The sequence below is a fragment of the Exiguobacterium sp. QJM3NY_9 genome, from assembly GCF_056173545.1.
Genome location: NZ_CM149679.1, coordinates 1,178,694 through 1,193,961 on the forward strand (window position 1 = coordinate 1,178,694; position 15,268 = coordinate 1,193,961).

Consider the following 15,268-nt stretch of genomic DNA (forward strand, 5'->3'; position numbering starts at 1 on the left):
AAAGACTTTTTCCATGATTAAATGGAAAAAGTCAGGATCGACGTTTTTTTCGTTTCTTTTTAGGGCGGAACCAGCTACTCGTATGATCAAGGATGATATGAATCGTACTTGCGGTCATCACACCGATAATAAAAGCAGGCATGACGTCAATCAATGAGTCGACCGTACTTGCTTGAATGATTTCACTATAGAAGGCTAAAAAAAGAAGCGGAATCAATAAAGCAGCACTGTAGAGTAGGCGGATGACATCTCCGATGATTAAGCCATGCGACCAGATGGAGCGGTGCGGCATAATTTTGACGTATGGCATCCAAAGGACACGCAAAGGGCCGAAACGATAGTAAGGTTCCGATTTTAAGTCTAAGTCGGGCGAAAGCCATAAGGTCCCGACGGCGATTCCGACAGCTGTCGGGAGCCAATCCGTTTGGTTCGTTGCGACCGAATAAACAACATATCCTGTGAGGGCAACGGAGTTGACCGTATCATGTACATTTCCAGAAGGCATGAAAAAAGACCAGCTCAGCTGGTCCCTCTCTTAGTGAATCGTCCGGTAAACGCCGATGACCTTGCCAAGAATCGACACGTTATCGAAATACATCGGGTCCATCGAGTCATTTTCTGGTTGAAGACGTACCTGTTGATCTTCTAAGAAGAACCGTTTGACTGTCGCTTCACTATCTTCGGTCATTGCAACGACAATCTCCCCGTTTTCTGCTGTGTTTTGTTGACGCACGATAACACGATCGCCATCAAGAATACCTGCATTAATCATCGATTCGCCATCAATCGTCAACATAAAGACGGTTTCATTTCCTACATAATGTGCAGGGAGTGGGAAATGCTCTTCTATGTTTTCAATCGCAGTGATCGGAAGTCCGGCAGTTACCTTGCCGATAACGGGGACATGGACGATCGCTTCGTTGATTTCTTCAGGTTTATCAAGCAATATTTCAATCGCGCGTGGTTTCGTCGGGTCACGGCGAATCAGTCCACGTTTTTCTAGACGATCCAAATGACCGTGTACCGTTGAGCTTGAAGCAAGACCAACAGCTTCACCAATTTCGCGAACTGAAGGTGGATAGCCCTTTAACTTCACTTCAGCGATGATGTAGTCAAGGATTTCTTGTTGACGTTTAGACATTTTCCGCATACGAATTGCCACCTCTTTCCGGATTGGTTTTTTTAGGATTTAGGAATATATGTTTCTAGAATTACTATAACATAGAACAAATGAGCGTACAAACAATTGTTCGATGTTTTTGTATTGACCGAACACTGGTTCTATGTTTATTATAGATTATGCGAACAATTGTTCCGAGAACATTTATTCTAATAACCTATTTGGAGGGATTCATGATGATTCATTCTATTCGTACTCATGCCTTTTCAATTCTGTTTTATACGCTCAGTTTTGCTTTCATTCTTTTTCTTTTAACGCCACGACCGGATGAAAAGGTCCACCAATTACTCACGGCGTCAGTCACGGTCGATGAGAACGTAACGGTCGAACAAGTTGCAGAAGTCTACAATGATGGTTCGATGACGAACCAGGAATACATTGACTGGCTGATCAAGAACAATGAGCTCGAAACAAAACATGTCATTTCGAAAGACAAAATCGTTGTACCAATCGCACAACAATGACAGAATATAAAAGTTGTTGAATGAACGAACAGGGGTGTGAGGTACGATGAAAGTAGTAATCTACTGTCGCGTCTCGACGGAAAAAGAAGCACAAGAGAGCTCACTGGAGCGGCAAAGAGCAGAACTGTCGGGACTCGCTTTAACAAAAGGATTTGAAATCATAGATATCATCGTCGAAAAAGAAAGTGGCTATGATGTAGAGCGAGAAGGGATGTTAACCGTTCTTGATTATGTAACGCGTCATCTGGTGGAAGCGGTGCTCGTGACGGACGATACACGAATCGGACGAGGAAACGCCAAAATCGCGATTTTGCATACGTTCAAAAAACATGATGTCCAGTTGATGACGATGGAGTCAGACGGTGAATACAAACTGGCGGATGCGGAAGCAATGGTCCTCGAAATCGTTTCACTCGTTGAGGAATACCAGCGTAAGCTCCACAATGCAAAAATTGCACGCGGCATGCGACGGGCTGTCGATAATGGTTTTAGACCCGAACAAAATCTCAATCGGCAAGGCGAGAATGCCGGCCGCAGTCGAAAGGAAGTCCCGATTGAAGAAATCGTTCGATTACGTGAACTTGGTTTGACATTTGCTGACATCGCGACGACCTTACGCGGCATGGGGCATGATATTTCGAAAGCGACGGTCAACAGGCGTTATCTTGAATATAAAGAAGTTGTCCAGTCTTATGAATGAAAGCAGGTGTTGTGTCATCTTGACGCGACAAACTTGCTTTTTTTTTTCGGGTCTTTTACAGTAAGGTTACTATTAAAGTGCTCCGCGTTGAGTCAAAGAGAAAGAGGGATACTATGTTATCACAAGAACAACTCGATCGAATTAATGAACTTGCCAATAAATCAAAAGTCGAACCGTTAACGGAAGCTGAGACGGCGGAACAAAAAGAATTAAGAACGGCCTATTTAGAAGCATTTCGTGGTTCGTTCAAAAATCAAATGATGGGCATCAAAATCGTTGATGAAGAAGGAACGGATGTTACGCCTGAAAAATTGAAGCAAGCACAAGAAGAAGAACGCAATAAACAGTAAGCAAGTTTTGTATGAACGAAAGCTGCGTCGCTCAATCCGTGAGCGAGGTAGCTTTTTTAATGGGAAAATCAGTAATGTGTATCATGAAAGTTGCTTGAAAAGGGCAATAGAGAGCGCATTCATTTTAATGTGACATACTATTTAGAAAAGTTGTATCACATTTCTGTGTGTGCTAAAATGATATAGAATTTGTGAAAAAGAGAGAGGATGATTGTTTTGACGAACATGACAACAGTAGAATTATTAGCAGTAAATACGATTCGTACCTTATCAATTGATGCAGTACAAAAAGCGAACTCGGGCCACCCGGGAATGCCGATGGGTGCAGCACCGATGGCATTTACATTATGGGCGGATCATATGAACCACAACCCTAAAAATCCAGAATGGTTTAACCGTGACCGTTTTGTACTTTCAGCAGGACACGGTTCAATGCTTCTCTACTCACTCCTCCATTTATCAGGATACGACCTCGCGATGGATGACTTGAAGTCATTCCGTCAATGGAACTCAAAAACACCGGGTCACCCGGAATACCGTCACACAGCAGGTGTCGATGCGACGACTGGTCCACTCGGACAAGGCATCGCGATGGCCGTCGGGATGGCGATGGCAGAACGTCACCTCGAAGCGAAATACAACCGTGACGACTTAAACGTCGTCGATCACTTCACGTATGGAATTTGCGGAGACGGTGATTTAATGGAAGGTGTCTCTGCAGAAGCGGCTTCACTCGCAGGACATTTAAGTCTTGGTAAACTCGTCGTCCTGTATGATTCAAACGACATCTCGCTTGATGGCGACTTGGACAAGTCATTCTCCGAAAACGTCCAACAACGTTTTGAAGCATACAACTGGCAAGTCATCCGTGTTGAAGATGGAACGGATATCGATTCGATTTCAAAAGCACTCGACGCGGCGAAAGCGGAAACAACAAAACCGACATTGATCGAAGTCAAAACGGTTATCGGATTCGGTTCGCCGAACAAATCAGGGAAATCGGCTTCACACGGTGCACCACTCGGCGATGCGGAAATCAAGTTGACGAAAGCAAGCTACGTTTGGGATCATGAAGAATTCTATGTACCGGAAGAAGTCAAAGACTTGTTCGAGGAGCGCATCGAAAAACGTGGCGCTGATACAGAAGCAGCATGGACGGAAAAAATGGAGCAATACAAAGTAGCACATCCGGAATTGCACGCTGAGCTTGTTCAAGCGATCAACAATGAATTGCCGAGCAACTGGGAAGCAGATCTTCCGACATATGATCTGACATCGAAAAAAGCAACACGTCAGACGAGTGGGGAAGTCTTAAACGCTCTTGCGAAAAACATTCCATCAATCTTCGGTGGATCAGCTGACTTAGCTGGTTCGAACAACACGATGCTAAAAGGCGAAGCTGACTTCGATATCGATCCAAGCGGCCGTAACATTTGGTTCGGTGTCCGTGAGTTCGCGATGGCAGCAGCTGTCAACGGAATGGCACTTCACGGTGGCGTCATCCCTTACGGTGCGACATTCTTCGTCTTCTCAGATTACTTGCGCCCGGCAGTCCGTCTTGCAGCATTGATGGGGATTCAATCAATCTTCGTCTTGACGCATGACTCGATCGCAGTGGGAGAAGATGGTCCAACACACGAGCCAGTCGAACACTTGATGAGTTTCCGTGCGATGCCGAACTTGACGGTCTATCGTCCGGCAGACGGAAAAGAAACGATTGCCGCTTGGAAAACAGCTGTTCAATCGAAAAACAAACCGACGTTGCTCGTTATGACACGTCAAGGTTTACCTGAACTTGAAGGCACGACAGTCGAAGGTGCTGAAAAGGGTGGTTATGTCATCGCAGGTGACGTAAACACAGCAGATACAATCTTGATGGGAACGGGTTCAGAAGTTCACTTGCTCGTCGAAGCACAAAAACAACTGGGTGAAAAGGTTGCGGTCGTTTCACTTCCATCATGGGAGTTGTTCGAAGCGCAAACAGCTGAGTACAAAGAATTTGTCTTACCAAAACGGATCACGAAACGTCTTGCGATCGAAGCAGGCGCGTCACTCGGTTGGTACAAGTACGTGGGAACAGAAGGACAAGTCATCGGAATCGATCGTTTCGGCGCATCGGCTCCAGGAGACCTTCTATTAAAAGAGTACGGTATGTCTGTCGAAAATATCTTGGAAACAGTCAAGCAACTCGGATAAGTGGAACAGGTGCGCGTTCATGCGCACCTTTTTCATGCATTATCTATGCAAACGGTTAGAATTATAGTATAGTAAAAAGCGACGTTTTAAGTTAGAGGAGGAAGCAACTTGGCTACATGGATTTGGATTTTAATTGCCCTTCTTTGCTTGGTAGCAGGTGTCGCCCTTGGTTTCTATATCGCTCGTCGATACATGATGAACTATTTGGAGCAAAACCCGCCAATCAACGAAGATATGATTAAGACATTGATGATGCAAATGGGTCAAAAGCCATCACAAAAGAAAGTTAACCAAGTGATGCGTTCAATGAGTGGTTCGATGAAATCACCTAAAAAATAAGCAGTTTCAAAAGGAGACCCTTGTGGTCTCCTTTTTGTTTGCTATTTACTGGAAAGATGGCTAATCTAAAATGTGAGACTATTTAAAATACTCAATTGATTTGAAAAAGGGGGGGAGACTTGAATGGGAGTCTTCAAGAAATTGAGTTGGTTTTTCCGACTTGAATGGAAAGCATATAGCATCGGCATCATTTGTTTGATTTTTGTCGCAGGTCTCGAAGTGATTCCACCAAAAGTCATCGGGACGACGGTCAATGGATTAAGTGACGGTACATTGACGAAAGAGAGATTGTTTACACTCGCCGGGGTGCTCGTGTTGATCGGAGTCTCGACCTACGTCATCCGTTACTTTTGGCGTTTTTACATCTTCGGCGCATCGATCCGGCTGGGCCGGTTGTTGCGGAGTCAGCTTTATGGTCACTTTTCAGATTTAGACCAATCGTTTTATAAGAAATATCGAAGTGGAGACTTAATGGCGCATGCGACGAATGATGTCCAAGCGGTTTCAATGACGGCAGGGGCAGGGATTTTGACGCTCGTCGATTCTGTGACAATGGGAAGTTTTGTCGTTGTCATGATGGTGACGACAATCAGTTGGAAACTGACGCTCGTTTCCCTTCTGCCGATGCCGTTGATGGTCTACTTGACATCGCGTTACGGAAAGATGCTGCATTCCCGTTTTCATGATGCACAGGAAGCCTTTTCTGACTTGAATGACAAAGTAGCAGAAAGTATCAGTGGCGTCCGTGTTTTAAAAGCAACGGGTGAAGTCGAGTCAGACGTGACGACATTCACGTCGTTATCGGACGATGTCGTTCAAAAAAACCGTCGTGTCGCGAAAATTGATGCGTTGTTTGATCCAACGATCTTTGGACTCGTCGGTTTATCGTATATCATCGCCGTCGGGTACGGAGCATATTTGTTACAACAAGGGGAAATCCGGATCGGTGACATCGTCGCTTTCACTACATACTTAGGTCTCTTGACGTGGCCGATGCTGGCATTCGGCTGGTTATTCAATATCGTCGAACGAGGACGTGCTTCGTATGACCGAATCGAACGGATGCTTGCCGTGGAGCCGGAAATTAAAGATGCGAAGGAAGCGGTGACGACCGTCGATTCACCACGACTCGATATCGCGATTGACCGTTTTATCTATGACACACAGCCGGTTCTCGAACAGATTGATGTCACACTCGAGCCTGGAAAGTCGCTCGGAATCGTCGGGCGGACAGGTGCTGGGAAGTCGACGTTTGTCCGGTTATTAACCCGCGAATATGATGTCAAACAAGGGGCTATTCGAATGGGAGGGCAAGATATTAAACAACTCCTCCGCGAAACGGTCCGGAAGCAGATCGCCGTCGTCCCGCAAGACCATTTCTTGTTCTCAGCATCGATTGCGGACAATATCGCTTTTGCGAAACCGGACGCTTCGATGGAACAAATCATGGAAGCAGCTCGTGTTGCTGCTGTCCATGACGATATTCTTGGTTTTAAAGAAGGTTACGCGACGATGGTTGGAGAACGCGGCGTGACGTTATCCGGTGGACAAAAACAACGGATTTCGATTGCCCGGGCGTTACTCGCCGACTGTCCGATTTTAGTGCTCGATGACGCGTTATCGGCCGTCGATGCGAAGACAGAAGAGGCGATCATCGATCATTTCCGCACGGCTGATAACGAACAGTCGCAAATCATCGTCGCCCATCGTTTGTCGGCCGTTTCCCATACGGACGAAATCATCGTTCTCGACGCGGGACGGATCATCGAACGGGGGACACATGAGCAGTTGTTGCGGCGAAAAGGCTGGTATAAAGAAACGTATGACCATCAACAACTCGAATCATTAGTTGAACAAGGGGGTGGACCGTTTGAATCATGATATCAATGAAAAAGACGTCTTGAAGCGTCTGCTTCGGTTTGTCGGTCCCTTTAAGAAACAAGTCTTTGTGGCGTTCCTTCTCTTATTGGTCACGACGGGTGCGAAACTCGGAGGACCTTATTTAGTTAAAATCTTCATTGACAACTATGTCACGACTGGTAATTATCCAGTCCAGGAAGTCGCCTTATTATTTAGTGCCTACCTCATCTTGCATACGACAGGGATTATCGTCGATTATTTGCAAGCATTTGAATTTCAAAAAATCGCGTTAAAAGTCATTCAGCGCTTACGGATTGATGTGTTTCGTCACGTCATGCACCTGCGACTCGCTTACTTTGACCGGACACCGGCTGGGGTTTTAGTCTCGCGGATCACGAATGATACGGAAGCGATCAAGGAACTCTACATCGGCGTCCTCTCGACGTTTGTCCAAAGTGGTGTCCAATTGATCGGAACTTATATCTTCCTCTATTTCTTGGACCCGACGCTTGCGACAATCGCACTTGTCTTACTGCCTGTATTTTATTTCGTCATCTGGATCTACCGCAAGTACTCGACGAAATATTATGCAGAAGTCCGCGATTTGTTATCGAAAATCAATGCGCAGTTAAATGAATCAATCAACGGGATGGCGATCATTCAGCAATTCCGCCAAGAAAAACGATTAATGGCGGAATTTGAAGAGACGAACGTCGCCCACCAAAATGGTCGTTATAAAAACTTAAAGCTCGACAGTTGGTTACTTCGTCCAATCATTGAACTGATGCTGGCGATTTCAATCGCGACACTCGTCACGTACTTTGGATTCTTATCATTTACGGAGACGGTTCAAGTCGGTGTCGTCTATGCCTTCATTAGTTATCTTGAACGCATTTTCCAACCCGTTCAACAAATCATGCAACGGTTGTCTGAATTCCAACAGGCGATTGTTTCGGCCGACCGTGTGTTTAAGGTTCTCGATACGGATGAGCCGGAACCGACGAAAGGGTTGCCTGGTGCAGCGAGCGTCACGGATGGACATATCGTCTTTGAAGACGTGCGGTTCAGTTATGATGGAGAGACGGAAGTCTTGAAAGGGATTACCTTTGAAGCGAAAAAAGGACAGACGATTGCCCTTGTCGGTCAGACGGGAAGCGGGAAAAGTTCAATCATCAACATCTTGATGCGGTTTTATGCCTATCAGTCGGGACGAATTTTGATTGATGGAAAACCGCTCGAACAGTTACCGGAAGATGAATTACGGCGTCACGTTGGACTTGTCCTGCAGGATTCGTTCCTCTTTACGGGAAGTGTCGCTGATAACATTCGGTTGTTTGACGATCGGATTTCGTTTGGAACCGTTGAAGAGGCGGCCCGTTTCGTTCAGGCGGATGGTTTCATTCACCAACTTGACGAGGGATACGATAGCCCGGTCGCCGAGCGCGGGGCAACGTTCTCAGCCGGAGAACGGCAATTGATTTCATTTGCACGAACGATGGCGCGTGATCCAAAAATCTTAATCTTGGATGAAGCGACAAGTTCAATCGATACGGAGACGGAAGAGAAAGTCCAGACGGCATTGAAACGAATGCGGGAAGGGCGGACGACGATTGCAATCGCTCACCGATTATCGACGATTCAGGACGCCGACTTGATTCTTGTGTTACATCAAGGGGAAGTCGTCGAACAAGGAAATCACCAAACGTTGATTGCGAAAGACGGACTCTATAAAAAAATGTATCAATTACAGTCGGGTCATGTGACTTCGATTACGTAAATGCACACAAAAAGGCCTGCCAGGCGATCTCGCCCGGCAGGTTTTGCTGTTACTTTTTTTAATTAGTAGACAGTTACTGTGACGTTTTGGCGTCCCCAGTTGATGGCTTCTTGTTGTGAACCAACGAGAAGGTCAAGTTTGTTACCTTGAATTGCGCCACCACGGTCGAGAACAATTGCTTCACCGATACCTGAAATGTGCATCCGTGTGCCAATCGGGTATTGTGAAGAAGCTGCTACGATACGCATACCATTGTACGTGATCGTGTTTGTTACATCATAACCGCTAGCAGTCAATGCACGACCGTTGTAAAGCTGGCTACCGTTGCTTGATGGATCGTTCGTGTATGCACTTACGTTCATCGTCACTTTAGTACCAGACTTCGCTGAAGTCGTTTGTTTAGTTGCAGTAGCCGGTTTAGCCGCTGGTTTTGGTGCTGGCTTAGCTGCTGGTTTTGCTTCTGCTTTAGGAGCTGGAGCTGCTGAAGTCGAAGCAGTAGAACCAGAAAGTGTAGTGTAAGCACTATGCACATAGCGCGTTTTACCATCGATTGTTGTTTTAATCCAAGAACCGACTTTACTTTCTACGTTTACTGTTTCACCTTTATACAAGTTACCTACATCTTTCGAGTTCGTAGTAGGTTGTGTCCGAACGTTTAATACTGCCGTAGTGACTGTAGCTTTTTTAAAGTCGAATGATGAGGCAGCAGTAGTATATGCGCCATGTACATAACGTTTTTGGCCATTGATGCTTGTTTTGATCCATGCACCAGAACGTCCTTCGACATTTAATGTTTGCCCTTTATATACGTTACCTACGTCTGCTGATGCTGTTGTAGGTGCTGTGCGAACGTTGAGTACTGCTGTGTCTACTTTTACCGTCTCTGAGGCAGCCTCTGTCTCTTGGGCGAATCCTACTGATAGAGCCGTTGCTGCAAGTCCTGCAGCGAAAACTGCTTTTTTCATTATTGATGTCCTCCTGACATATGCTGTGTTTACTGTTCCTACTCTACACCCCGAAACCGGGTAGTGCGTTTACAGGTCAATGTCATTAAAGTTACAAAAGAGGTCAGTGTGACAAACAGATTGCAAAAAGCGTGTTTTTGTCATTAGTAGGTCATAAAGCATGGTTTTTAAGTCGGTTCGTAAGTCTTTATGCCTATATAAAGAATGAACGGAAGCAATTGTAATGTACAAAAGTCATGAATCAATCCCTTGTCTAAAAATAAGTTGAACCATCTTCTAATCAGACCGGAGGCGAAGTTTGAGAGAAGAAGGAGGGCATGACAATGAAAAAGCGATTGAACAAAAACAAACCCTCTGAATGGAAAGAGGGTTTGCTTAAAAAGGATTAGTGATCAAACAAGTACACTTAATGGAAGGTGCCACGAAATGACTGCATTGAATTTTCGTTTTATGTGAGGAGCCGCTCATTTGAAGAGCCAACGGCATAAGTTTGCATAATCCGTGTGTACTCGACTAATAACAGATCGAGTTCGTGACTGAGCTTCAATACATGTGGGGAGGTGAAACTAGACCGATCTGCTTGAAGATACAGTTCGCTTCGTTTTGCTTCAATTGCTAAGGTCAGTAATTGTTGGCTTGTCATAGCAGTCTCCCTTACATTGGTGTCGTATCCATATTCTAGCAAGTGATTATTCGGAGTGCAACGAAATTTTAGTAAGATAAAGTAAATGTAATTTTTTTGTAATTTGAGAAGTCACGAATCTTTCTTATCTTTTGTGAGATAATAGGTGCTAAATGATGCGGAGTTTGGCAAAATAGAGAAGAACTTCTTCTTATAGAAAGGAGCTGCTGAAATGGAGCTCTCGTTGTGGTTAGCATTTGGGGCAGGGTTACTGTCATTCGTGTCTCCCTGTACGCTACCGTTGTATCCGGTATTTCTTTCGTACATTACCGGAGTATCTGTAACGGATTTAAAAGAAAAAGGTGTCCGGGAAAGACGTTCACTTTTCCATACACTCGCCTTTTTAGTCGGGTTCGCACTCGTATTCGTCGTCCTTGGATTATCGACGTCACTCTTTGCGGACGTCTTCATCACGTATCGCGATACATTACGGATGGTTGGGGCCCTCGTGATTTTCGTCTTCGGGATCGTCTTAGTCGGTTTATGGCAGCCGACGTTCTTGATGCGTGAAAAAAAATTGAATCTTGGTGAACGCAAGGGCGGTTACATCGGTACAGTCCTCGTTGGAATCGGATTTGCGGCAGGCTGGACACCATGTACAGGTCCAATCCTTGCTGGTGTCATCGGTCTAGCGGCGACGAATCCGAGCCAAGGTATGCTCTACATGCTGTTTTATGTCCTTGGATTTTCGATTCCCTTCTTATTAATGGCCTTTTTTGTTGGACGTTCGAAACTCCTTGTCCAGTACAGTCTCAAAATGACGAAATTCGGTGGCGCCTTGATGATGGTCTTCGGAGTCATGTTGTATTTCAATGGCTTGAGTAAATTTGCGGCCTGGATGAGTGATATCGTTGGATTTACAGGATTTTAATCGAGGAAGTGATGAGATGATTTGGATATCAACAGGGGTTGCGCTCGTGATGGGGTTACTCATCAGCTTCATACGGGTGAAGGCGTCGGCGAAACCGACAAATGCCAAAAAGATTTTAATCCCTCCGTTCGCGATGTCGACCGGGATGTTGCAATTTTTATACCCGGCATCTCGTCTGACATGGACGGAGGTCGCGGAAGCATTGATTGTCGGGATGATTTTCAGTGTCTTCTTGATTAAGACGTCAAATTTTTATGAAGCAGAAGGTCAAATTTATTTGCAACGTTCAAAAGCATTTTTTATCGTCTTATTCGGAATCTTACTCGTACGGACGGTCGCAAAATTTGTGATCGGGGGTCAAATCGATATTTTTGAGACAGGTGGAATTTTCTATCTCGTCGCGTTCGGAATGATCGTCCCGTGGCGGATCGCCATGTATCTGAAGTACAAACAAGTTAAGTCGGGGATTGTTCCCGTCGAACATTTACCACAATCATGAAAAATGACCGTCTTGTCCGATTTAATGGACAAGGCGGTCATTTTTTGAATACATCACATAGAATCTCGTTCACTCAAAGTGGATTGATTCTGCCATCATTAACTTTGGAAGTAGAGTTCGTATTCACGCCAATCGATTGCGTGTTCTTTTAAGGCTTTTTTCAAAAAATTATGATCACGTTTTGGAGTCGCTGAAATATATCCTTTGACGACAAGCTCTGACGTCATGACCGATGCACGTTCTTCAAGTGCGAACTGACCGATCCGCCCGGCAATTTTCCGCCGTGCGACGTCACGAAACGCCGCCGGAACAGGCATGACGAGGGCATTCAATAACTCCATTGTCTCGTCCGTCCACAAGTGTCGTGTTTGGTCGATGTACTCATCTTCCCAATCCATCATCGATTTGCCGTCTTCTTTCGGGAGTTTTTTTAAGAACTTCCGGAACATGAAGAAGCCGCCAATCGCCATTAGTGTAATCATGATAAAGCCCCAGAGCAAAATTCCGTTCATGAACCATGCCATCCGTGACTCATCCCCCTTTCAACATCATTTATAGATTAGCATAAATGGTTTTCTCATGCTATGATGAATGACGGAGAAAGTGAGGAGAAGAGATGTTACAGCCATATGTACAATTAGATGAATCCGGACGACCGCAAAAGGGGAACTTACCCGAGACAGCAGACGGTCGCGTCGTCGAATTTTATTATGATACGAGTGGAACGGAAATCACGGTCGTATTCGTGACAATTCCTGCTTTTGATGCCAGTCGCAAGCGGGCATTTACCGTCGGGAAGACGTTTAAGACGATCTCGACTCTTGAAGATTTTACATTAGTGAAATATGACCTTATAGATCATCAGATCCTCGCGACACTTGAAATGTTCGCCGATGGATCGAAGCGCCAAATCGACGCTTCGAGATTGCTCGACTATTAAAAAAAGAAGGAGACGCGGATTGCCGCGACTCCTTCTTTTTATTTCGCGTTTAGCGTGATTTGATCATGGTCAAGCTCGGCGATCCCGCCAATCGGGAACGTAAATAAAGGTTCCGTGTGACCGAAATCCGCATTCGCGATGACGGGGATGGTTTTAAGTTGCGGGTAGAGACTGACGAGATAACGTAAATGTTCTTCCGTCATCTTCGTTGTCAGTTGGAACCGGCCGAAGACGATCCCGCGGATTTCGTCAGCGCCCGGTTGTGCCAGTAACGAAGCAAAATCACGGGCAAACGTCGCCGGATGGACTTCGTAGTCGTCTTCTAAGAAGAGGACGGCTTGACGTAAATCGGGGAAAAACGGCGTTCCTTGTATTAAGTTCAACGTACAAAGGTTCCCCCCGAGAATCCGACCACTCGCTTTTCCACTCGCTAAAACGAGGTGCCCGTCGTTCAACGACGTGACGGTCCGGCCGTCAAACGAGTCATGCCAGTTGACGCTCGGACGAACGGAGATCACTTGGACGTCGAAGAACATTTTTTTGAAGTAGTCTAGCGTATAGGCGTCACGCGAACTGAGTGCGCGTAGCATCGGTCCTGAGTAGGTGATGAGACCTGTTTTTGTGAAAATCGCATTACTGAGCGCCGTAATGTCAGAGAACCCGCAAAGAATCTTCGGGTGGGTCCGAATTAAATCGTAGTCGAGTCCCGCAAGCAATTCGTTTGAACTGAAGCCACCGCGTACGCAAAGAATCGCGTTGACGTCGCTGTCGGCGAAAGCGGCATGTAAATCGTCGATTCGGCAAGCCGGGTCGCTCGAACCGAACGGATTGACGGCGCGGGCATGTTGACTGATTGAGACGCGGAGTCCGAGCGTTTCTAACAGTTCGATGGCGTCATTGATGATTTTTTCATCGACACTCGCTAAGCTCGAAGCAGGCGCAAGGAGACGGACATGCGAACCTGCCTTTAGTTTATCCGGAGTAATCGGCGTCAACTGGCTTTCGATACACTCGATCCGGTTTCCGAACGGATCCTCCGTAAACAATCGCCGGCGCGGTGCAAGCCGATCGTCAAACGTGACCGGGTGACCGGCTTTATTCAAGCGCTCGGCGACACCATCCAAGTCGGGAAACGTGAGGCCGGGATGTGCTTTTTTAGCCGGCTGAAAATTTTGTTCGATGCCAACGTGAATCGCTGCAGCGTGACTTGTAAACCAAACGCCACCCGTCGCACGGACACCGATGGGCTTTTCGACTTCTTTCATATGTAGTAGCCCGGCATAAAAAGCCCGGGTCGCATCTTCTGAAGCAGGTGGCGCAGCTAACTGAACATGATCAAGCATGACGACACTTCCTTTCGTGGTGCATCAACCGACAAATTGTGTGACCCGTTTAAGTTCACGTTCGACAAAGTCTAGATAGAAGGAACCGTCAATGCGGTGGTCAAGACTTTGGGCAATTTCATAAATATTCGAACGGAGCAATCCGAGGTAGCCGGCTTCTTCTTTACGGGCTGATCGGTAAGAGGCTGCGTAATGAGCGAGTAAGAACTGAAGGTAGCCGCGATCTGTCAAAAGCGGAATCAATTGTTTTTTCTCTTCCATCGACCAGACGTAATTCGGGTTGTAATACATTTCGGCATAAAGGTGATACGGTTCGTCGCCACCTGTGAAGAGCGGCTTGACGCGGCGTACTTCTTGTGTGAGTTTCTCCATCCAATCGAATCGGTCCTGTTTACGACTGATGAACAATGGCAAGATGTACGGATGTGCCTGGTCCGGCATCCGTGAACAACCGCGCTCGTGTCGGATTGCTGCATACAATAGAAGTGCCCGGTCTTCGAAACCACGTTCAATCGCATACGTCATCCGGCTGAATCCTTCACACGACGGACAGTCACTCAGTTCATCGGAAGGGGCATCAATCCATTCTTCCAAGTATTGATCCGCTTGTTCTTCGTCACCAAGTTTACTGTAAATCATGAAACCGATATAATCACGGGTCCGCGCAAATCCGTTGGCGTCACAAAAGTCGCTAAAACGTTCATAATCCGCCTCTAACAAAGCGATCGAGACGTCTTCTTGTTCAGCGGCATAAATCAAATACGATTTATAGTTCCAGTACAGGTCAAGCTCCTGTTTATGTGTCAGTGTCAGTTCGTCCTTACGAATCCAGTCCATCAATAATGAAAACGAGACGAGGAACGAGCGGAAATGTCCGAGATCAAACTGGTTTTGAGAAAAGGTCCATAATGCTAAGGGGCGAAGTGAATCGTCGGTCGTATCTTCAAAAATCGTCCAAAGTGATTCGCCACGTTCGAGTGACGGATTTTCCTCTTTCAATCGAAGATATAGGCTATTGAGTTCTTCATGAGGGTTCATCTGTACCCCTCCTTTCTTATATGAGTATACCACGCAGCGGATGAGAAATCGTTGATGATGCGGG

The 15,268-nt window shown here is 46.0% G+C and carries 17 protein-coding genes; 10 read left to right on the forward strand and 7 right to left on the reverse strand.

The features are described from left to right. Positions 1–31 precede the first annotated feature (31 nt). Positions 32–505, reverse strand: coding sequence for a metal-binding protein (locus tag AC0VYQ_RS05845; RefSeq protein WP_088836760.1), 474 nt, complete (start codon positions 503–505; stop codon positions 32–34). Between the two features lie 30 nt (positions 506–535). Continuing rightward, on the reverse strand, positions 536–1,150 hold the full coding sequence (gene lexA, locus AC0VYQ_RS05850; RefSeq protein WP_029333297.1) for a transcriptional repressor LexA: 615 nt from the start codon (positions 1,148–1,150) through the stop codon (positions 536–538). 206 nt (positions 1,151–1,356) lie between these two features. Here lexA and yneA point away from each other — a divergent pair, with 206 nt between their 5' ends. The 7 genes from yneA to AC0VYQ_RS05885 all read left to right on the forward strand — a co-directional run bounded on the left by yneA (position 1,357) and on the right by AC0VYQ_RS05885 (position 8,866). After that, complete coding sequence (gene yneA, locus AC0VYQ_RS05855; protein ID WP_029333299.1) at positions 1,357–1,644, forward strand: cell division suppressor protein YneA; 288 nt, start codon at positions 1,357–1,359, stop codon at positions 1,642–1,644. A 46-nt stretch (positions 1,645–1,690) separates the two neighbouring features. After that, positions 1,691–2,344 (forward strand): YneB family resolvase-like protein, encoded by a 654-nt coding sequence (locus AC0VYQ_RS05860; protein WP_214807759.1) that lies wholly within the window; start codon positions 1,691–1,693, stop codon positions 2,342–2,344. Positions 2,345–2,457: 113 nt separating this feature from the next. Beyond that, positions 2,458–2,694, forward strand: a complete 237-nt coding sequence (locus AC0VYQ_RS05865; protein WP_029333302.1) for a DUF896 domain-containing protein — start codon at positions 2,458–2,460, stop codon at positions 2,692–2,694. 207 nt (positions 2,695–2,901) lie between these two features. Continuing rightward, entirely contained in the window at positions 2,902–4,890 is a 1,989-nt protein-coding gene (gene tkt, locus AC0VYQ_RS05870) for a transketolase (RefSeq protein ID WP_475404438.1), read from the forward strand. A gap of 108 nt (positions 4,891–4,998) precedes the next feature. Further along, positions 4,999–5,229, forward strand: a complete 231-nt coding sequence (locus tag AC0VYQ_RS05875; RefSeq protein ID WP_012370001.1) for a YneF family protein — start codon at positions 4,999–5,001, stop codon at positions 5,227–5,229. A gap of 123 nt (positions 5,230–5,352) precedes the next feature. Beyond that, positions 5,353–7,110 carry an ABC transporter transmembrane domain-containing protein gene (locus AC0VYQ_RS05880; RefSeq protein WP_029333305.1) on the forward strand — a complete coding sequence of 586 codons (1,758 nt, stop codon included), beginning with the start codon at positions 5,353–5,355 and terminating at the stop codon, positions 7,108–7,110. Further along, the gene (locus AC0VYQ_RS05885; RefSeq protein ID WP_475404439.1) at positions 7,100–8,866 is read left to right on the forward strand and encodes an ABC transporter ATP-binding protein; all 1,767 of its coding nucleotides are present in this window, start codon (positions 7,100–7,102) and stop codon (positions 8,864–8,866) included. Before AC0VYQ_RS05880 ends, AC0VYQ_RS05885 begins: the two co-directional genes overlap by 11 nt. A gap of 62 nt (positions 8,867–8,928) precedes the next feature. Here the strand turns inward: AC0VYQ_RS05885 and AC0VYQ_RS05890 are convergent, their stop codons facing one another. Both AC0VYQ_RS05890 and AC0VYQ_RS05895 read right to left on the reverse strand, forming a co-directional pair. Then, entirely contained in the window at positions 8,929–9,831 is a 903-nt protein-coding gene (locus tag AC0VYQ_RS05890; protein WP_088836764.1) for an SH3 domain-containing protein, read from the reverse strand. Between the two features lie 448 nt (positions 9,832–10,279). Further along, complete coding sequence (locus AC0VYQ_RS05895) at positions 10,280–10,474, reverse strand: aspartyl-phosphate phosphatase Spo0E family protein (protein ID WP_029333310.1); 195 nt, start codon at positions 10,472–10,474, stop codon at positions 10,280–10,282. 211 nt (positions 10,475–10,685) lie between these two features. Here AC0VYQ_RS05895 and AC0VYQ_RS05900 point away from each other — a divergent pair, with 211 nt between their 5' ends. Next, positions 10,686–11,384, forward strand: coding sequence for a cytochrome c biogenesis CcdA family protein (locus AC0VYQ_RS05900; RefSeq protein ID WP_214801146.1), 699 nt, complete (start codon positions 10,686–10,688; stop codon positions 11,382–11,384). 16 nt (positions 11,385–11,400) lie between these two features. Then, a complete protein-coding gene (locus AC0VYQ_RS05905) occupies positions 11,401–11,883 on the forward strand; it encodes a CcdC family protein (protein WP_029333313.1) in 483 nt (160 codons plus the stop codon). A 98-nt stretch (positions 11,884–11,981) separates the two neighbouring features. On the opposite strand, the gene AC0VYQ_RS05910 is transcribed toward AC0VYQ_RS05905, so the two are convergent. Next, positions 11,982–12,407, reverse strand: a complete 426-nt coding sequence (locus AC0VYQ_RS05910) for a DUF2621 family protein (protein WP_214893682.1) — start codon at positions 12,405–12,407, stop codon at positions 11,982–11,984. Between the two features lie 92 nt (positions 12,408–12,499). Here AC0VYQ_RS05910 and AC0VYQ_RS05915 point away from each other — a divergent pair, with 92 nt between their 5' ends. Next, positions 12,500–12,823 carry a hypothetical protein gene (locus AC0VYQ_RS05915; protein ID WP_029333315.1) on the forward strand — a complete coding sequence of 108 codons (324 nt, stop codon included), beginning with the start codon at positions 12,500–12,502 and terminating at the stop codon, positions 12,821–12,823. A gap of 38 nt (positions 12,824–12,861) precedes the next feature. Here the strand turns inward: AC0VYQ_RS05915 and AC0VYQ_RS05920 are convergent, their stop codons facing one another. Both AC0VYQ_RS05920 and AC0VYQ_RS05925 read right to left on the reverse strand, forming a co-directional pair. Continuing rightward, complete coding sequence (locus AC0VYQ_RS05920) at positions 12,862–14,166, reverse strand: VOC family protein (protein ID WP_475404440.1); 1,305 nt, start codon at positions 14,164–14,166, stop codon at positions 12,862–12,864. A 24-nt stretch (positions 14,167–14,190) separates the two neighbouring features. Further along, positions 14,191–15,204 carry a hypothetical protein gene (locus AC0VYQ_RS05925; protein ID WP_029333318.1) on the reverse strand — a complete coding sequence of 338 codons (1,014 nt, stop codon included), beginning with the start codon at positions 15,202–15,204 and terminating at the stop codon, positions 14,191–14,193. Between the last annotated feature and the right edge of the window lie 64 nt (positions 15,205–15,268).